Origin of the sequence: uncultured Agrobacterium sp. (genome assembly GCA_913777615.1) — a bacterium.
GTDB lineage: Bacteria > Pseudomonadota > Alphaproteobacteria > Rhizobiales > Rhizobiaceae > Agrobacterium.
In genome coordinates this window covers 209,646-226,335 of the sequence record CAJYTK010000009.1, presented here as the reverse complement: position 1 = coordinate 226,335, position 16,690 = coordinate 209,646, and the positions used below count along the sequence as shown (strand labels likewise).

Sequence of the window (16,690 nt, the reverse complement as noted above, 5' to 3'; positions counted from 1 at the left end):
AAATATCAGATCCGCGTCTGGCCGGTGCCGTGCACACGGTATTTGAAGGAGGTCAACTGTTCGACGCCGACCGGACCGCGCGCATGCATCTTGCCGGTCGCAATGCCGATTTCAGCGCCCATGCCGAACTCGCCGCCATCGGCAAACTGCGTGGAGGCATTGTGCAGAAGAATGGCGCTATCGATCTCGTTGAAGAAGCGGGCAACGACTTGCGGATCTTCGGCGATCACCGCTTCGGTGTGGTTTGAGGAATAGGTGCCGATATGCTGTATCGCACCGTCGATACCATCCACCAGGGTCACCGAGATGATGGCGTCGAGATATTCCGTGCGCCAGTCTTCCTCATTCGCCAGCGTCACGCCTGCAACGGCGTTTTGCACCTCATCCGAACCGCGTACCTCGCAGCCTGCCTCCAGCAGGATTTTTACCAGGGGTTCAAGGTGGGTTGCCGCCACGGCGCGATCGACCAGCAAGGTTTCGGCGGAGCCGCAAATGCCGGTGCGGCGCATCTTGGCGTTCAGCACGATCTTCTGTGCCATATCGAGGTCGGCGGATTTGTCGACATAGACGTGGCAGATGCCTTCCAGATGCGCAAAGACCGGTACGCGGGCTTCCGTCTGTACTCGGCCTACGAGGCTCTTTCCGCCGCGCGGCACGATCACATCGACAGTCCCGCCAAGGCCGCCGAGCAGCAGGCCGACCGCGGCGCGGTCGGTCACCGGCACCAGTTGGATCGCATGCTCTGGAAGCCCAGCGATCTTCAGGCCCTCCACTAGGCAGGCATGGATAGCGCGCGATGAATATTGCGAATCCGATCCGCCGCGCAGGATCACGGCGTTACCGGCCTTGAGGCACAGCGCACCGGCATCCGCCGTCACATTCGGACGGCTTTCATAGATCACACCGATAACGCCAAGTGGTGTGCGTACGCGCTCAATCTTCAAACCGTTTGGACGGTCCCAGGAGGCAATCATCTCGCCGACGGGATCGGCGAGTTCTGCGATTGCCCGGATGCCTTCGGAAATGCTGGAAATGCGCGAAGGGTCAAGCTTCAGGCGATCGATGAAGGAGCCCGTCACGCCCGCCTGTTCGGCAGCCGCTACATCCTTTTTGTTGGCGTCGAGGATCCGGTCCACCGATGCATCGATGGCGGATGCCATGGCCAGAAGCGCACGGTTCTTCTGCGCGGTCGAAGCGATGGACAACGGTCGTGAAGCAGCCTTCGCCTGTGCGCCGATATTCATCATCAGCGCATCAACGGACTGGCTTTGCTTCACGGCCTGGTCAGGCATCGACTTCATCCTTCTTTGCTTTTTTCACTTTGACGGCGGCTCCGGTCATCACCAGATCGTCGCGATGGATCATCGCCGAGCGTCCGACATAACCGAGAATGGCTTCGATCTCGTTCGACTTGTGACCGTTGATGCGGCGCGCCTCGTCGGCATCGTAACCGGCAAGCCCGCGCGCAATCTCCCGGCCTTGCACCCCGATGATCGCAACGGCATCGCCACGTCCGAAATTGCCTTTGACGAGCTTGACCCCGGCAGGCAGCAGGCTCTTGCCCTGATGCAGCGCCTTTTCCGCGCCCTCATCCACGTGCACCTCGCCTGCTGGCTGAAGCTGACCGGCGATCCATGTCTTGCGGGCTGTCACCGGCGTTCCGGAAGGCGCAAACCAAGAGGAGCGTGCTCCCTCTTCGATGGCCTTCAACGGATGCAGTGTCTTGCCTGACGCGATGATCATGGCGCAGCCAGCGGCAGTGGCGATCTTTCCGGCATCGATCTTGGTGCGCATGCCGCCACGCGACAGTTCCGATGCAGCCCCCCCTGCCATAGCCTCAATCTCGGGCGTGATTTCCGCGATGGTCTCGAGGAACTTGGCGTCAGGATCGAGATGCGGCGGCGCGGTATAGAGGCCGTCGATGTCGGAGAGCAGCACCAGAAGATCAGCGCCGGTCATGGTCGCAACGCGGGCGGCGAGGCGATCATTATCGCCATAGCGGATTTCGGTGGTCGCCACCGTGTCATTCTCGTTGATGATCGGCGTGGCACCGATCTTCAGCAGCTGGTTGATCGTCGCGCGCGCATTGAGATAGCGGCGACGTTCTTCCGTGTCGGAAAGCGTCAGCAGGATTTGCCCCGCAACGATATCGTGCTTGGAAAGGCTTTCGGACCAGGCGCGTGCCAGCGCGATCTGCCCGACAGCCGCTGCCGCCTGGCTTTCCTCCAGCTTCAAGGCGCCAGAGGGCAGGTTGAGAACCGTTCGGCCAAGCGCGATCGCGCCCGAAGAGACGACCTGTACATCGGCGCCGTTCTTCTTCAGCTCTGCTATGTCATCGCAGATCGCGTCCAGCCAATCCTTCTTCAGCCCCGTCTTGCGGTCCACCAGCAGGGCAGAACCGATCTTGATGACGATGCGATGATGGCTGCCGAGCGGTTTTCGCGCAAGCGTCATAGACGGTCGTCTCCGTCTTCCAGCTCTTCGATGGGCATGGAGCGGTCGGGAAGGGCGGTCTCGCCACCTTCGCTGGCATCGACGATCACGTCACGCAGTGCGCGCAATGCTTCCGTCATGCCGATATGGGCGGCAGCAGATAGAAGAAGCGGAGGACGGCCACAGGCCTTTTCCAGTTCCTTGGCCTTCTTCTTCAGCTCCTTCTCGTCCAGCACGTCGATCTGCGACAATGCCACGATCTCGCGCTTGTCGGTTAGGCCGCCGCCATAGGCGTTCAGTTCCGCCTTGACGGTCTTGTAGGCCTGGCCAACCTTCTCTTCCTGCGCGGAAACCAGATGAAGCAGCACGCGGGTGCGCTCCACATGGCCGAGGAAGCGGTCGCCGATGCCCACACCTTCATGCGCGCCCTCGATCAGACCCGGAATATCGGCAAGAACAAATTCGCGACCGTCAATCGTAGCAACGCCGAGATTGGGGTGAAGCGTGGTGAAAGGATAGTTGGCGATCTTCGGACGTGCGCGTGTGACGGTTGCCAGGAAGGTGGACTTACCGGCATTGGGCAGGCCGACCAGACCCGCATCGGCGATCAGCTTCAGTCGAAGCCAGATGGTCTTTTCTTCACCTGCCAGGCCTGGGTTGGCGTGTGTTGGCGCCTGGTTGGTCGAGGATTTGAAATAGGCATTGCCGAAACCGCCATTGCCGCCAGCGGCCAGACGAAAGCGCTGGCCTTCCTTGGTCAGGTCGACGATCAGCGTTTCGTTGTCTTCTTCGAAAATCTGCGTGCCGACAGGGACTTTCAGTACGACGTCGGAGCCCTTGGCGCCGGTGCGGGTCTTGCCCATGCCATGCTGGCCGATGGAGGCTTTGAAGTGCTGCTGAAAGCGGAAGTCGATCAGCGTGTTGAGGCCGTTGACGACCTCGACCCACACATCGCCGCCGCGTCCGCCGTCACCGCCATCCGGGCCGCCGAACTCGATGAATTTTTCGCGCCGGAAGGAGACGGCACCTGCGCCGCCATCGCCGGACTTGATATAGACTTTTGCTTCATCGAGAAATTTCATCGGACTGCCGTTCTGTCAGCTTGCATGCGGTCATGGCCTTGCCAGCCGCGTCAAAAAGGTTCTGTCGCCTGGAATATAGCCGCTTGCCCCGAAGGTCAAAGATTATCATGGCCAAGCGCCTATGGAACAAGGCCGGTTTGCAACGAAACCGGCCTTGTCACTCATGAGTTGCCTTACGGTCGGACGAAGTCTTCCGCCGTCAGCTCGGTATCGATATGCGCCACCATGGTGGAGCGTGCGACCGCATAGATCTCGCTGCAGCCGGTAATGTTGAAGCCGAGCTTTTGCTGCACCTTAAGCGACGCCGGGTTATCGGCAAATATGCCCGAATGCAGCACTTCGTTCGGCATGCGCCGGAAGAAGCGCTCGACGACAGCGCCAACAGCCTCGGTCATATAGCCCTTGCCCCAGTAGAAGCGGTTCAGCCAGTAGCCGAGATGCCACTGGCCGTGACGCCGCTCCACCGAAACCACGCCGATCAGGGTGTCATCACCTGAGGTGATGGCGAAATCCCAATCGGGCAGGGTGCCGGAGGTACGCAGGATCAGCCACTCTAGCGCATCCTGCTCGTAGTAGGGTGCGGGAACGCGGGCCAACATCCGGGTGACCTGGAAGTCGGCAAGCGTTTCCGCAATCGAGCCGGCATCGGTAAGCCGCTGGGGCCGAAGCACCAGGCGCCTGGTTTCGATCGTCGGGCAGGGGCCTGGGGCAGCCATGGTTTGAACGCTGCGCGGACGCATCAACTGAGCCGTACTCATCGCATGTCTCCCCAGCTTCTCAATGATACCCATGTCTTGCGATCCAGCCTGTACCATTCTACCGGGACCATGCCGCCAAGCGCCAGCGATCCGACCATGCCGGAACCCTGCAACTGAAAGCCGCACTTTTGTATGACCCGTCGCGAGCCGATATTGGTGACCCGGCACCGCGCATCGATCTGATCTATCTCACGGGTGCGGAAGGCCATATCGATCAGCGCATGAGCCGCTTCTGTGGTGTAGCCCCTGTTCCAATAGGGTTCGCCAAGCCAGTAGCCCATTTCAAGGGTCTTTTCGTCTTCCTGCGGCTCCAGTCCGCAGCACCCCATGAACTCGCCATTGTCCATGCGCGTAATCGCATAGACGCACTTGCCAATCTCGCCATTTGCTGCACGGCGCACGAAATCCGCGGCGTCTTTCGCCGTGTAAGGGTGCGGCATGCGCGACACCATGGTCGCGATGTTGGCGTTGTTGGCAAGATGGGCAAGGGCGTCGATGTCTTCTTCGTGGGGTTTGCGCAGAACTAATCTCTGCGACAACAAGACGGGGCAATCGCTCCTTGACCGTTCAGGTCTTATCCGTTCTTCGGGTGACCGTGATTGGTCGACCCTCAACAATTCAGCTTGCATGGTTCAGTCCTCCGTGGAGTTAAGAAAAAAGGGGAGTTGGGTGGTGCCCCAACTCCCCTTTTTTGTGACTGAACCTGTTACGTCTCAGCCGGGTCATTGGGACACCGGCTGCATATGACGCTTACCGGCTTATTCTGCGGCTTCCGCTTTCGGCGCTACGGACACGAATACGCGACCATTGGCCTTCGTGCGGAAGTTTACGTTGCCTGCTGTGAGTGCAAAAAGCGTATGATCTTTGCCCATGCCGACATTGGCGTCGGGATGCCACTGCGTGCCACGCTGACGAACAATAATGTTGCCTGGAATGACGGCTTCGCCGCCGAACTTCTTCACGCCAAGGCGCTTGGAGTTGGAATCGCGACCGTTACGCGAAGAACCGCCAGCTTTTTTGTGTGCCATTGGATTGCTCCTTTAAACCTAGTTTCCCGTGTCGCGCCGATTAGGCAGCAACGATGTCCGTGATGCGGACGACAGTGTGATGCTGACGATGGCCGCGCGTACGCTTGGAGTTCTGACGACGACGCTTCTTGAAGGCGATGACCTTCTTGCCGCGATTGTGTTCTACAACTTCAGCCTTGACCGTTGCGCCTGCAACGAAAGGTGCGCCGAACTTTGCATCAGCGCCAACGCCGACAACGAGAACTTCAGTGAATTCTACAGTTGCGCCTGCGTCTGCTTCCAGCTTTTCGATGGTCAGCACGTCGTTGGCGCTTACGCGGTACTGCTTACCGCCGGTCTTGATGACTGCGAACATTTTTTATCCTTTCATGTTCGTTCCGGCTCTGCGCTTTTGACGCTGGCCGTCTTTTTATCAGTCGGAGTAGCGGAAATTCGTCGAGGCAAATGCCCCTTGAAACTCTGCCGGTGGGCCGCTTTTTTCAAAGCGGATTAAACGGAAGGCGCAATACGCCCTCAATTTGGCTGCGGAGTTACGCGAGAGAGCCGCTTATGTCAAGGTTCACAGCGGCCTAAAAACAACGGTCTCTCCTAGAAAATCAGGCCTTTTATGCGGTTGTTGCAAACAGGTCTCGAATTTTGCATCGCAAGGGTTTATATCAGCCCCACAGCAAGGAGCAGAAATGGCCCGCATAGACAGTACCGACGATTGGCGGGATCGCCACGCGCCGACAATATCAGCGTTTGAATCGCTTGCCATTGAGGCATATGGCCACCTGCCGGAAGAATTTCGCGCCCTGACCAAAGACCTCATCATCGAGATCTCGGAGTTTCCGACCGATGATGTGTTCGAGGATATGGCGCTCGAAACCCCGTTCGACCTGCTGGGCCTTTTCGAAGGTCGCGGTCTGTCGGAGCGCTTCACCATGGAAACCGGCGAGATGGTGAATCGTATCACCCTCTATCGTCGCCCTATCCTGGATTATTGGGCCGAAAACGAAGAGACGCTCGGTGACATCATCACCCACGTCCTCATCCATGAAATTGGCCATCACTTCGGCCTCTCCGATGATGACATGGAGCGGATCGAGGAAAGCGCGGACGACGCGGCGACGGACCGCGGGTGAATGTTGTGGGAGAGGGTGCTGCCGAGTGAGGCACCCTTAACGCTTGCTTTTCGTCACCCTCGCCCTCGAGGCGAGGATCCATAAGCCATCGAGGTTTTTGGGGCGTCGGTGGATCCTCGGCTCAAGGCCGAGGATGACGGCAGAGAAGGTGTCGACCGTCACGACAACGGTCGATGACACAGCAGCCCTTACTGTTCGCCCAGCTTCATATCAGGATGATATTCCTTGCCCTCTACGGTTTTGGTAACCGCCTGGCCGCAGTGCATCACACCGGCGGCAGCATTGAAGGCGTAGCTTGGAGAGCCGGCGAGTTCCCAGCCTTTGTTCAGGGCTTCGGTGACGCGGTGACAAAACTTGGCATCGTCGGGACCGGTGATGAAACGATAGACCTTCATTGGTTTTCTGCCTTTCTTGCGGCGATGATCCCGGCAATGGCGACAAGGCGCTCTGCACCCGTCACATGCAGCCGTTCGATCATTCGCCCGTTCATGTTGATGACGTTCAATCCCACAGATTCGGGTTTTGCGAAAGCCGCGATCGTCTCTCGCGCCTCGGCAAGTGCGGCCTCATCCGGAGCGAAAGCAGCGTTCGCCGCTTCGATCTGCGCCGGGTGGATCAGCATCTTGCCATCGAAGCCCATATCGCGGCCTTGTTCGCATTCCGTGGCAAAGGCATCCAAATCGCGAAAATCGTTGGAAACGCTGTCGATGACGTCGAGGCCGTAGGCGCGGGCTGCGAGCAAGATCTGCATCAGCCAGGGGACGAGATAGGTGCGTCCGGGTCTTGCCGGAACGCGGGTATCCTTGCGCAGATCGTTTAGCCCCACGACGAAAGCGCCGAGCCTGCTGCCCGTGGTGTGTGCGGCCTCCGCAATCGCCGCGGCGTTCAAAATGCCGCGCGGGGTTTCGATCATCGCCCAGATTTGCATGCCTTCGGGAGCATCGGCCTCATCCAGCAGATCGGCCAGTTCATGAATATCGGAGGGCTGCTCGACTTTCGGCAGCAGCACGGCTTGGGGCAGGCAGCTCAGAACCGCGTCCACATCCTTGCGTCCCGCTGTGGACGATAGAGGATTGATGCGGATGATCGCTTCACGGTTAACAAGCGGCGTCTCGCGAAAGACGGAGAGGAGATTGTCCCTTGCCTCGTCCTTCACCTCCGGTGCGACCGAATCTTCCAGATCGAAGATCGCGCCATCGCAGGTAAGAGAGCTCAGTTTTTGTAAGGCTCGCAGATTGATAGCAGGCACTGAAAGCAACGAGCGGCGCGGGCGTGCAGTATTATCGACAAAAAATTCGGCCATGCCCCACTTGTGTCAATCTTTTGTTACATCTGCAAGATCGATGACGGTGTGAAACCTCTTGCAAGCGTCAAGAAGAAGGCCCACATTCGTCTGGACAGAAAGGTTTGGACCATGCAGGGCATTCGTACATTCTTCATCGCAGCCTCCAGCATTGCAGTTCTGGCGTTGGCCGCGCTCTTCACCGCATCTTTGACGATCGCATTCGTCGGAACGCTTGCGGTCCTTAGCATCGCCAAGATGTTCTCTGCCCGGATGAAGGCGGAGCCGATCCGCGTCAAGACTCAGCATCGCCGCCAGCAGAACATGCGTGTGTGGAACGACGGTCGCGGCACGATCATCGATCTCTGATCGCATCAGCCGGCCTTCAGGCGTTTAGACCCATATTATTAGCGGCGTACCGCATTGGCGTGCTTTGATCTTCAAAAGCGCGCCTTTTTGCTTTAATGGCGGTGATGACGCGGTCTGATACCGCAGTAGAATTTCGGAGTGAGAGATGGATAAGTTCACCAAGCTGACGGGTGTCGCCGCCCCCATGCCGGTCGTCAATGTCGACACGGACATGATCATTCCAAAGGATTACCTGAAGACGATCAAGCGCACCGGCCTCGGCAAGGGCCTGTTTGCCGAGTCGCGCTATCTGGAAGACGGTTCGCCCAACCCTGATTTCGTACTCAACAAGCCTGCTTATCAGAATGCGCAGATCCTGGTTGCCGGAGACAATTTCGGCTGTGGCTCCTCGCGTGAACATGCGCCTTGGGCGCTGCTCGATTTCGGTATCCGCTGCGTTATCTCCACCAGCTTTGCCGATATTTTTTACAGCAACTGCTTCAAGAACGGCATCCTCCCGATCGTCGTCAGCCCGGAAAACCTCGAGAAGCTCTTGGACGATGCTTCGCGCGGCTCGAATGCGGTGATCACCGTCGATCTGGAAAACCAGGAAATCAGCGGCCCCGATGGCGGGCGCATCAGCTTTGAGATCGACGCATTCAAGCGCCACTGCCTGCTGAATGGTCTTGATGATATCGGCCTGACGCTCGAACATGCAGGCGCGATCGATAGCTTTGAGAAGAGCAATGCCTCCGCCCGACCCTGGGCTTGATCATCCTTCCAACGAAGCCCAACACCTCTCCGTCGTCATCCTCGGCCTTGAGCCGAGGATCCATGTCTTCCAGTCTCGTCAATGAGTTATGGGTTCGCGGGTCGTGCCCGTGGGTGACGAGGAGGAGAGCTTTGACCTCACGAGGGCTTTGTGCCGAAGACGCCCTCTGACCTCCAACCACGCAGTCGATGCCTGATACATCGTGTGTCATATAATGGGGGCATGAGATAAAACTGAGACGATGTGAAAGCCGGTTTGGTGCGTCACCCGTACCGAATCGGCTTTTGCTTTGCTTGAAATGCGCAAGGGTGAGCGTTAAGAAGCCCGCATCTTGCAGGCTTTCGGCATTGCAAACCATGTTTTGACGCGCGCTTCTCATTAAGCGCCCAAGGAGGATTTCATGACTGTGCGCTCGCTCTTCCTGTTGCCCGGCGACGGTATTGGACCCGAAGCCATGGCCGAGGTCCGCAAGCTGATCGATTACATGAACAGCGAGAAGAATGCTGGCTTCACGGTCGAGGAAGGTCTCGTCGGCGGCTCAGCCTATGATGCGCATGGTGTGGCGATTTCCGATGCCGATATGGAAAAGGCGCTGGCCGCCGATGCCATTCTGTTTGGTGCCGTTGGTGGACCGAAGTGGGATGGCGTGCCGTATGACGTTCGCCCCGAAGCCGGTCTTCTTCGTCTGCGCAAGGATCTCGAGCTTTTCGCAAATCTGCGTCCTGCCATCTGCTACCCGGCGCTCGCTTCTGCCTCGTCGCTAAAGCCGGAGTTGGTCGAAGGTCTCGATGTTCTCATCGTTCGCGAGTTGACAGGTGGCGTCTATTTCGGCGAGCCGAAGCAGATCATCGATCTCGGTAACGGTCAGAAGCGCGGTATCGACACGCAGATTTACGACACGTTCGAAATCGAGCGTATCGCCAGCGTTGCCTTTGAACTGGCCCGCACCCGTGGCAACCGCGTTTGCTCCATGGAAAAGCGCAATGTGATGAAATCCGGCGTCCTGTGGAACCAGGTCGTCACCGAAACGCATGCGGCAAAGTACAAGGATGTCCAGCTGGAGCATATGCTGGCGGATGCCGGTGGCATGCAACTGGTGCGCAAGCCGAAGCAGTTCGACGTCATCGTCACCGACAATCTCTTCGGCGACATGCTCTCCGACGTCGCCGCCATGCTCACCGGCTCGCTCGGCATGCTGCCATCCGCCTCGCTCGGCGCGCCGGATGCAAAGACCGGTAAGCGCAAGGCGATGTATGAGCCGGTTCACGGCTCCGCCCCGGATATCGCCGGCCAGGGCATCGCCAACCCGATTGCGATGATCGCTTCCTTTGCCATGTGCCTGCGCTATTCCTTCAACTTGGTGGATGATGCCACGAAGCTGGAAACCGCCATCGCCAATGTTCTGGAAAAGGGCATTCGCACCGCCGACATCATGGCGGAAGGCGCACGTCAGGTCAGCACCTCCGACATGGGCGATGCCGTTCTGGCGGAATTCAAGGCTCTGTAAGAGCCCTGCTACGGTTCATCGCGCCCGGGCCTGCCTCGGGCGTGACTCTTGTTAGGGATCGGTAGCTTGTTCTAACCAATCCGATAGGCGCATCGCCGTGCGCCCTGCAGAAGGTGCTCGGTCCGCTCAACGGGCGCGGCCAGCACGCTTCGGAAAATATCGATTTCCGATTGGCAAAAGCCTCGGCAAGCGGTTGCCGCGGCGCAGATCGGACAATGATTTTCCACCAGGATGAAATGCCCATCTGCCTCCTGCCACCAGCTTGCCATATAGCCCTCAGTCACCCGCAAGGCTGACAGCCGCGCAACCCGTTCCTCCAGCGTTTCGGCGTCGGCAAGCGCTGCGCGATAGATCGCCTCTGTCTTGCGCTCCCGCGCTACCATGATCGTGTCCAGCGCATCCTTGCCAAGCTCGCTGCCGATGGCATCGATAAGCGAAACGGCAACATCGGCATGACCATCCGGAAACTCGCGATGGCCAGCACTCGTCAGACGCCAGCTTTGACGTGGCCGACCGCGACCGATGGCCGGTTGCGTGATGCTTTCCACCAGTCCTTCATCTGCGAGTTTGGCAAGCTGCTGGCGTGCCGCCTCACCCGTCAGGCCAAGGGCGTCACTGAGGGCCGACGTCGCTTGCGGGCCTTCGGTCTTCAAAAGAAAGAGCAATCTGTCACGGGGAGAAGGGCGCATTATTATCTGTCCTGCCGCTTGCATAATTCGGCTTGAAGTGTAATTTCCAAGTTATAAATTGGAATAATGCCTCGCCGTCGAGATTGCAACGGCCTTTACCGGAAATCCGATCATGCCTCCTGCCGACGCTCCTTCATCAACCAGCCTCTGGGCTCTGTTCTCAGCCAAGCATCTGGGGGCAAGCCTGATGCTCGCCAGTGGCATCGCGCTCTATGCGATCGAGACCTATGTGACAGCCACCATCATGCCGTCTGTTGTGCGAGATATTGGTGGTCTGCCCCTTTTTGCCTGGGTGACGACGCTTTACGTCACGGCCTCCGTGCTCGGTTCGGTCTTCATCGCCATCCGCCCAAGGGGCCTCAGCCTCAATCGCACCTATAGTGTCGGCGCAGCGCTCTTTCTTCTCGGTTCGGCGATCTGCGCGGCTGCCCCCACCATGGAAATCGTTCTTGCCGGGCGCGCTGTGCAGGGGTTCGGGGCCGGGACCCTGGCAACGCTCGGCTATGCTTTCATACGCTACGTCTATCCGGAGCATTTATGGAGCAAGGCAACGACGCTCTACGCGGCGATCTGGGGCATCTCGACCTTCATTGGCCCAACGCTCGGCGGATTTTTTGCCGATGGGAGCGCCTGGCGCCACGCGTTTGCGGTCATCGTCCCTTTCGCGCTGCTGATGATCCTGCTGTCTGCCTCGCTGTTGCTGGTCAGTTTTGCCAGCACCGCTGAAAAGTTCGATCTGCGCATCTGGCTTGTTATCGGCGCCCTCTTCGCCATAGCGGCCCTTTTATGGGTGGAGCGACGGGCGACCCTGCGCATTCTGCCACGCGGCGGAACGGTGCTGTCAATGCCGATCGCCCGCGTTTATGGCGCCATGTTCATGCTGCTGGCGGCGCTGACCTGCGACATCTACATTCCGTATTTCCTGCAGAATCTGCATGCGGTGCCGCCGCTGATCTCTGGCTATATCGTTGCTCTCGTGGCTCTCGGCTGGACAGCGTCTGCATTTCTGTGCAGCGATTTGAAAGGCAAGGCCATGCGCCGCTCTATCCTTGCTGGCGCCATTCTGGAATCTGTCTGCATTGGCCTGCTGGCGGTGACCCTGGCGCGGCCCAATCCCGAAGGCGATGTGCTGGTGCTGAGTGCAGCCGCGCTTCTGATCTTCGGCATGGGCTTTGGCGTCGGACTGGGCTGGGCGCATCTGGTGACCCATATTCTGCATCTCGCCGAGCCCGATGAGAAGGACAAGGCATCGGCTGGCATCACCACCATGCAGTCTCTTGGCAGCGCCTTTGGCGCGGCACTCTCCGGTGTCATCGTCAACAGCACCGGCCTTCTCAATCCGGGTGGCGTTGAAGGGGCGGCATCTGCCGGAACGTGGCTGTTTGCGCTCTTTGCTCTGCCAGCGGTCCTCGCGGCACTGGCAGCCTTCTCATTGCCAGAGCCACGTTATGGCACGCAAACTGCGTGATGACGGCTGATCGGTAGCCGAGCGACCTTTGAAAAGCCTCGGTGCATGCTCAGTTCTTCGCTGCCTCACGGGGGGTAGCGGAGACAGAATGCACTGCTGGATCTTCCGGTCGGCCGATATTCTCACCCTTGGCAAGCAGCGGTTCGTAGCGCTTGTCGGTCAACGTCTTCAGGAACGCCACGATTGCGTCGACACGCTTGTCGTCGAGTGCCGGCGCGGATGTCAGTTCTTCCATGGCGATGTTGTCGGGCACTTCCGGCGCATCCCACTTCTCGCCGGTTTCCGGGTTGATCTGGCGGCTCGGCTTCTTGCTTTTGTACTTCACGTAAAAGAGCACGACGGTGCGCAGGTCCTTGAACACGCCATTATGCATATAGGGTCCGGTCACTGCGATATTGCGCAGTGACGGCACCTTGAACTTGCCGCGTTGCGTCGGATCGTCGCCGACCGCCGGGTTTTGCGCCAGACCGAGATCGACGGCATCCGGCTTGGAGCCATTGGCGGCACGGGCGAGCTTGTTGGCCGGAACGCCGATATTGAAATATTTGTGGTTGGTGAAGACGCCATCTGAAAGGCCATGCTCACCCTTGATCGTGTGGCAGGTGTTGCAGTTGGTGAACTGCGTCGAGGACATCAGAACGCGGCCAAGTTCTTCCTGATCGGTCAGCTTTTCCTCGCCGCGCAGGAAGCGGTCATATTTGGAATCGAAGGTTGAAAGCGCGTCGGAGCGTTCGTAAGCGGCGAGCGCCTTGCCCATGGCGGCAAAGGCCGCCTCGTCATTTTCGAACACATCGGGCCCGAAATGGGTGGCGAAAGCGCTCATGTAGTCCGGGTTTTCTTTCAGCCGTTTTACGACGCTGCCCTTGTCGCCCATGCCCATTTCAATGGGATTGAGTGGCGGGCCACCGGCCTGATCTTCCAGCGTTGCGGCGCGTCCATCCCAGAACTGGCCGCCGACATAATTCCCCTCCGCGTCCTTGCCAAAGGGTGGTGAGAACTTGGCATAGGTCGCGGTCGGCGCGTTGCGATCACCGAGCGACTTTCCGTCATCGCCGAGCGAGACAGCATGGCCCACCTTCTCGGTGTCACGAATATCGGTAAAGCCGTTGGCAGATGTGTGGCAGGTAGAGCAGGACATGGTCCGGTTCATCGACAGATTGGCGTCGTGAAACAGCGCGTCGCCAAGCTTCTCGATGGTCGGATAATCGGTGCCGCCATGGGCCGTCCCGCCCAGGCCCAAGGCCACGGGAAGAAGGATCAGTGCCGAAGCGGCAAGGAAATGAGCAAATTGCCTGACCATGTCAGAGCCGCCGGAAATGATGAAACCGGTGGCTCTATACCATCTTCTTTGCGCCGCGCACAGAAACTTTCTTCAAGCGCTCCACTTTGTCGCGGGGAGGCTTGGGCCCTCAGATCTCGAAGTAGTTCTCGAAGGATTCTGGGAAGCTCTGGCGTGCCACGCGTTCATCGATGACCAGCATCGCCTCATAGGAGAGCGGGTCGAAATTCTTCTCGGCGGGGAGAACTTCACGTCCGAAGAGCAGGCTGAGGCGGGCGGCATCGAGATTGCCCCGCTCAAAGGGTTCAGCGCCGAAATGGTGCCAAAGCGCATGCAGGAAAGCGGCATCGATGCGATGTTCGGGCGTGCCGGGGCGTGCCTTGCGTGGCAACTGCTTGATGGGGGTGACGCCGCGCGGATTGGCGCGGCGTATGGTGAACTGGACGCCTGTACCCGGCATGCCGGATGGAAAACCACGGTGTTTGGTCATGTCGGGCAGGTTCGCCATTACTTTATCCTTCAGCTTTTGCCGATCTTGTCCTGCGTCTTGGTATCGAAATCGGACGCGTCATGACGCTCATGTAGCTGTTCTGAGGGATCACCGGAAGCTTTGTTGACCATTCGTCCGCGTTTGACGGCGGGCCGATCGGCGATTTCATCGGCCCAGCGCTTCACATTTTTGTAGCTTGCGGCCTCCAGGAACACTTCCGCGTTCGGGTAGGATTGTCCGCGTGCCAGGTTGCCGTACCATGGCCAGATGGCGATATCGGCAATCGAGTATTCATCGCCTGCCACGTAACGGTTTTCGGCGAGATGGCGATCAAGTACGTCCATCTGGCGCTTGGCTTCCATCGCAAAGCGGTCGATGGCGTATTTGATGTGGATCGGCGCATAGGCATAGAAGTGGCCGAAACCACCGCCGAGGAAAGGAGCAGAGCCCATCTGCCAGAAAAGCCAGTTCAGCGCTTCGGTACGAGCCTTATGCTCCTTCGGCAGGAAGGCACCGAATTTTTCCGCGAGATAAAGCAGGATCGAGCCGCTTTCGAAAACGCGGGTCGGTTCCGGCGTGGAGTGATCGATGAGAGCCGGGATCTTGGAGTTGGGATTGGCCTCGACGAAGCCCGAGCCGAACTGATCGCCATCGCCGATCTTGATCAGCCACGCATCGTATTCGGCGCCCGAATGACCGGCTGCCAGAAGCTCTTCCAGAAGGATGCCGACCTTCTGGCCGTTTGGGGTGGCCAGCGAATAGAGCTGCAGCGGATGTTTGCCGACCGGCAGTTCCTTCTCATGGGTCGGACCAGCGGTTGGCCTGTTGATGCTGGCAAATGCGCCGCCATTGCCCTTTTCCCACTGCCAGACCTCAGGCGGCTGGTAGCCTGCGGGAAAATTGTTTTCAGGAGACTTGTCGGTCATGAAGATCCGTCCTTGTTCCGGTTTGCAGTTTCAGGTGTGGATGCTGTGTTCTTGCAATATAGGAAACGCAAAGCCATTCCTCCACTCCCGCGGCTGACGTAATACCAGCCTTTATGAAAAAGAAACCGCTAAGCCTTTGCGATCGCGTGAAAAAATGTTCCGCTGACAAGGCCACGCCTGCCGCCGGATGGTCCTAAGGGCTTGCCAAGACCGTCGGCTATGTCTGCGAACGGCTGATCGTTTCCGGTATCCATGACGCTGGCATAATGGAACTCATGGCCGCGTAGGACATCGCCTGCTTGGCCAAGCGGCCCGCTATGCGCGATCGTTGCCTGACGATAGCCAAGGTTCATTTTTCGCTTGGCAAAGCTGGTGGCATGGGAGAGCAGGCCCATCATTGTATGCGTCACCCCGTTCGCGTCCTCCAGGGCTTCCCCCAGCACCATGTAGCCTCCGCATTCACCATGGACCGGCTTTGCTTGCGCAAAGCGTGCGAGCGACGCCTTGAATTGCGAGGCGGCAGCAAGCTGTCCGGCAAAAAGCTCCGGGTAGCCGCCCGGCAGCCAGCAGATATCGCAGGAGGCATCGGGGCCTTCATCGGCAAGCGGCGAGAAAGGCAAGATCTCGGTGCCTGCTTCCAGCCATTGGCGTTTCAGGTGTGGATAGAGGAAGGTGAAGGCAGCATCTTCGGCCAGAGCAATGCGCTGGCCGGGCGGGGCGATGCCGGCTTGCGTTGAGCCCTTAACCAGATCGATGGGGCTAGCGAGAGCGAGCAATGCATCGAGATCGATGGCGCGCTCCATGGTGTCCGCCAGTCTTTCGATATGGGCGTCGATTTCGGGATGTTCGCTCGCCTGCACCAATCCGAGATGCCGCTCGGGCAGGGTGAGCGTCGGATCGCGCATGACGCAGCCGGCAACAGGCAGGCCGATCTTTTCGATAGCCTCGGTGCAGAGTGTGCGGTGGCGTTCGCTGCCAGTCCGATTGAGGATGATGGCAGCCATTTTTACTGCGGGATCGTAATGGGCAAATCCATGTGCCATGGCGGCTGCCGTCTGCGACTGGCCGGACACATCCAGCACCAGCAGCACGGGAATGTGGAACAGGCGCGCCAGATCTGCCGCCGAACCGGTGCGGTTGTCGGAGACGGCAATACCGTCAAACAATCCCATGGCGCTTTCGATGAGTAGGAGATCTGCACCCTCTGCCTGCTGGGTGAGAAGGTGGCGCAGCAGATCCGGCTGCATCGCCCAGCTATCCAGGTTGAGGCCGGGCGTTCCGGTTGCGACGGCGTGAAAGCCGGGATCGATATAATCCGGTCCAGTCTTGATGCCGCGCACCTTGACGCCGCGCCGGGCAAAGGCGCGCAGCAAACCGATGGTCACGCTGGTCTTGCCGGAGCTGGAGCGTGGCGCACCGATGATGAGGGCTTTTGCGGTCATGGCGATTGTCTCAACTTTCGGCGCTTTCGATCGTGCAGTTGGTCTGTTGTTTACCGATGACG

At 58.9% G+C, this 16,690-nt stretch carries 19 protein-coding genes; 5 read left to right on the top strand and 14 right to left on the bottom strand.

The features are described 5' to 3' along the window. Window positions 1-5 precede the first annotated feature (5 nt). The 7 genes from QZ862_RS08585 to rplU all read right to left on the bottom strand — a co-directional run bounded on the left by QZ862_RS08585 (window position 6) and on the right by rplU (window position 5,656). A complete protein-coding gene (locus QZ862_RS08585) occupies window positions 6-1,292 on the bottom strand; it encodes a glutamate-5-semialdehyde dehydrogenase (protein WP_296098997.1) in 1,287 nt (428 codons plus the stop codon). Further along, a complete protein-coding gene (proB, locus tag QZ862_RS08580; RefSeq protein ID WP_296098995.1) occupies window positions 1,285-2,454 on the bottom strand; it encodes a glutamate 5-kinase in 1,170 nt (389 codons plus the stop codon). Before proB ends, QZ862_RS08585 begins: the two co-directional genes overlap by 8 nt. Next, window positions 2,451-3,515, bottom strand: a complete 1,065-nt coding sequence (obgE, locus tag QZ862_RS08575) for a GTPase ObgE (protein ID WP_296019228.1) — start codon at window positions 3,513-3,515, stop codon at window positions 2,451-2,453. Before obgE ends, proB begins: the two co-directional genes overlap by 4 nt. 173 nt (window positions 3,516-3,688) lie before the next feature. Next, window positions 3,689-4,273, bottom strand: coding sequence for a GNAT family N-acetyltransferase (locus tag QZ862_RS08570; RefSeq protein WP_296019230.1), 585 nt, complete (start codon window positions 4,271-4,273; stop codon window positions 3,689-3,691). Next, entirely contained in the window at window positions 4,270-4,902 is a 633-nt protein-coding gene (locus QZ862_RS08565) for a GNAT family protein (protein WP_296019232.1), read from the bottom strand. The genes QZ862_RS08570 and QZ862_RS08565 overlap by 4 nt, the downstream gene beginning before the upstream one ends. A 129-nt stretch (window positions 4,903-5,031) precedes the next feature. Further along, window positions 5,032-5,301 carry a 50S ribosomal protein L27 gene (gene rpmA, locus QZ862_RS08560; RefSeq protein ID WP_062424761.1) on the bottom strand — a complete coding sequence of 90 codons (270 nt, stop codon included), beginning with the start codon at window positions 5,299-5,301 and terminating at the stop codon, window positions 5,032-5,034. A 40-nt stretch (window positions 5,302-5,341) separates the two neighbouring features. Next, window positions 5,342-5,656: a 50S ribosomal protein L21 gene (gene rplU / locus QZ862_RS08555; RefSeq protein WP_062424762.1), complete on the bottom strand. Its 315-nt coding sequence runs from the start codon at window positions 5,654-5,656 to the stop codon at window positions 5,342-5,344. Between the two features lie 325 nt (window positions 5,657-5,981). Between rplU and QZ862_RS08550 the strand changes: the two genes are divergently transcribed. Next, window positions 5,982-6,425, top strand: a complete 444-nt coding sequence (locus tag QZ862_RS08550; protein WP_296019237.1) for a metallopeptidase family protein — start codon at window positions 5,982-5,984, stop codon at window positions 6,423-6,425. A gap of 188 nt (window positions 6,426-6,613) precedes the next feature. Here QZ862_RS08550 and QZ862_RS08545 read toward each other — a convergent pair whose 3' ends face one another. Continuing rightward, window positions 6,614-6,820: a DUF1737 domain-containing protein gene (locus tag QZ862_RS08545; RefSeq protein ID WP_296019239.1), complete on the bottom strand. Its 207-nt coding sequence runs from the start codon at window positions 6,818-6,820 to the stop codon at window positions 6,614-6,616. Next, window positions 6,817-7,728, bottom strand: a complete 912-nt coding sequence (locus QZ862_RS08540) for a CoA ester lyase (protein ID WP_296098991.1) — start codon at window positions 7,726-7,728, stop codon at window positions 6,817-6,819. The genes QZ862_RS08545 and QZ862_RS08540 overlap by 4 nt, the downstream gene beginning before the upstream one ends. A gap of 111 nt (window positions 7,729-7,839) precedes the next feature. Between QZ862_RS08540 and QZ862_RS08535 the strand changes: the two genes are divergently transcribed. The 3 genes from QZ862_RS08535 (at window position 7,840) to leuB (ending at window position 10,334) form a co-directional block, all read left to right on the top strand. Next, window positions 7,840-8,076 (top strand): hypothetical protein, encoded by a 237-nt coding sequence (locus QZ862_RS08535; RefSeq protein WP_296098990.1) that lies wholly within the window; start codon window positions 7,840-7,842, stop codon window positions 8,074-8,076. A 145-nt stretch (window positions 8,077-8,221) separates the two neighbouring features. Continuing rightward, window positions 8,222-8,827 carry a 3-isopropylmalate dehydratase small subunit gene (gene leuD / locus QZ862_RS08530; protein WP_296098987.1) on the top strand — a complete coding sequence of 202 codons (606 nt, stop codon included), beginning with the start codon at window positions 8,222-8,224 and terminating at the stop codon, window positions 8,825-8,827. A 400-nt stretch (window positions 8,828-9,227) separates the two neighbouring features. Beyond that, window positions 9,228-10,334, top strand: a complete 1,107-nt coding sequence (gene leuB, locus QZ862_RS08525) for a 3-isopropylmalate dehydrogenase (RefSeq protein ID WP_296098984.1) — start codon at window positions 9,228-9,230, stop codon at window positions 10,332-10,334. A gap of 71 nt (window positions 10,335-10,405) precedes the next feature. On the opposite strand, the gene QZ862_RS08520 is transcribed toward leuB, so the two are convergent. Next, window positions 10,406-11,023: a metalloregulator ArsR/SmtB family transcription factor gene (locus tag QZ862_RS08520; protein ID WP_296098981.1), complete on the bottom strand. Its 618-nt coding sequence runs from the start codon at window positions 11,021-11,023 to the stop codon at window positions 10,406-10,408. A gap of 112 nt (window positions 11,024-11,135) precedes the next feature. Between QZ862_RS08520 and QZ862_RS08515 the strand changes: the two genes are divergently transcribed. Continuing rightward, window positions 11,136-12,491 (top strand): MFS transporter, encoded by a 1,356-nt coding sequence (locus tag QZ862_RS08515; RefSeq protein WP_296098979.1) that lies wholly within the window; start codon window positions 11,136-11,138, stop codon window positions 12,489-12,491. Window positions 12,492-12,540: 49 nt separating this feature from the next. Here the strand turns inward: QZ862_RS08515 and QZ862_RS08510 are convergent, their stop codons facing one another. The 4 genes from QZ862_RS08510 to QZ862_RS08495 form a co-directional block, all read right to left on the bottom strand. Continuing rightward, window positions 12,541-13,791 carry a cytochrome-c peroxidase gene (locus QZ862_RS08510; RefSeq protein ID WP_296098977.1) on the bottom strand — a complete coding sequence of 417 codons (1,251 nt, stop codon included), beginning with the start codon at window positions 13,789-13,791 and terminating at the stop codon, window positions 12,541-12,543. A 109-nt stretch (window positions 13,792-13,900) separates the two neighbouring features. Next, the gene (locus QZ862_RS08505; RefSeq protein WP_296019261.1) at window positions 13,901-14,278 is read right to left on the bottom strand and encodes a hypothetical protein; all 378 of its coding nucleotides are present in this window, start codon (window positions 14,276-14,278) and stop codon (window positions 13,901-13,903) included. Window positions 14,279-14,289: 11 nt separating this feature from the next. After that, window positions 14,290-15,186 carry a glutathione-dependent disulfide-bond oxidoreductase gene (gene yghU, locus QZ862_RS08500; protein ID WP_296098974.1) on the bottom strand — a complete coding sequence of 299 codons (897 nt, stop codon included), beginning with the start codon at window positions 15,184-15,186 and terminating at the stop codon, window positions 14,290-14,292. A 128-nt stretch (window positions 15,187-15,314) separates the two neighbouring features. Further along, the gene (locus tag QZ862_RS08495) at window positions 15,315-16,628 is read right to left on the bottom strand and encodes a cobyrinate a,c-diamide synthase (RefSeq protein WP_296098972.1); all 1,314 of its coding nucleotides are present in this window, start codon (window positions 16,626-16,628) and stop codon (window positions 15,315-15,317) included. Between the last annotated feature and the right edge of the window lie 62 nt (window positions 16,629-16,690).

Coding starts and splice junctions, on each gene's coding strand:
- QZ862_RS08585 (WP_296098997.1), bottom strand. CDS start 1,292: ATGCCTGACCAGGCCGTGAAGCAAAGCCAGTCCGTTGATGCGCTGATG.
- proB (WP_296098995.1), bottom strand. CDS start 2,454: ATGACGCTTGCGCGAAAACCGCTCGGCAGCCATCATCGCATCGTCATC.
- obgE (WP_296019228.1), bottom strand. CDS start 3,515: ATGAAATTTCTCGATGAAGCAAAAGTCTATATCAAGTCCGGCGATGGC.
- QZ862_RS08570 (WP_296019230.1), bottom strand. CDS start 4,273: ATGAGTACGGCTCAGTTGATGCGTCCGCGCAGCGTTCAAACCATGGCT.
- QZ862_RS08565 (WP_296019232.1), bottom strand. CDS start 4,902: ATGCAAGCTGAATTGTTGAGGGTCGACCAATCACGGTCACCCGAAGAA.
- rpmA (WP_062424761.1), bottom strand. CDS start 5,301: ATGGCACACAAAAAAGCTGGCGGTTCTTCGCGTAACGGTCGCGATTCC.
- rplU (WP_062424762.1), bottom strand. CDS start 5,656: ATGTTCGCAGTCATCAAGACCGGCGGTAAGCAGTACCGCGTAAGCGCC.
- QZ862_RS08550 (WP_296019237.1), top strand. CDS start 5,982: ATGGCCCGCATAGACAGTACCGACGATTGGCGGGATCGCCACGCGCCG.
- QZ862_RS08545 (WP_296019239.1), bottom strand. CDS start 6,820: ATGAAGGTCTATCGTTTCATCACCGGTCCCGACGATGCCAAGTTTTGT.
- QZ862_RS08540 (WP_296098991.1), bottom strand. CDS start 7,728: ATGGCCGAATTTTTTGTCGATAATACTGCACGCCCGCGCCGCTCGTTG.
- QZ862_RS08535 (WP_296098990.1), top strand. CDS start 7,840: ATGCAGGGCATTCGTACATTCTTCATCGCAGCCTCCAGCATTGCAGTT.
- leuD (WP_296098987.1), top strand. CDS start 8,222: ATGGATAAGTTCACCAAGCTGACGGGTGTCGCCGCCCCCATGCCGGTC.
- leuB (WP_296098984.1), top strand. CDS start 9,228: ATGACTGTGCGCTCGCTCTTCCTGTTGCCCGGCGACGGTATTGGACCC.
- QZ862_RS08520 (WP_296098981.1), bottom strand. CDS start 11,023: ATGCGCCCTTCTCCCCGTGACAGATTGCTCTTTCTTTTGAAGACCGAA.
- QZ862_RS08515 (WP_296098979.1), top strand. CDS start 11,136: ATGCCTCCTGCCGACGCTCCTTCATCAACCAGCCTCTGGGCTCTGTTC.
- QZ862_RS08510 (WP_296098977.1), bottom strand. CDS start 13,791: ATGGTCAGGCAATTTGCTCATTTCCTTGCCGCTTCGGCACTGATCCTT.
- QZ862_RS08505 (WP_296019261.1), bottom strand. CDS start 14,278: ATGGCGAACCTGCCCGACATGACCAAACACCGTGGTTTTCCATCCGGC.
- yghU (WP_296098974.1), bottom strand. CDS start 15,186: ATGACCGACAAGTCTCCTGAAAACAATTTTCCCGCAGGCTACCAGCCG.
- QZ862_RS08495 (WP_296098972.1), bottom strand. CDS start 16,628: ATGACCGCAAAAGCCCTCATCATCGGTGCGCCACGCTCCAGCTCCGGC.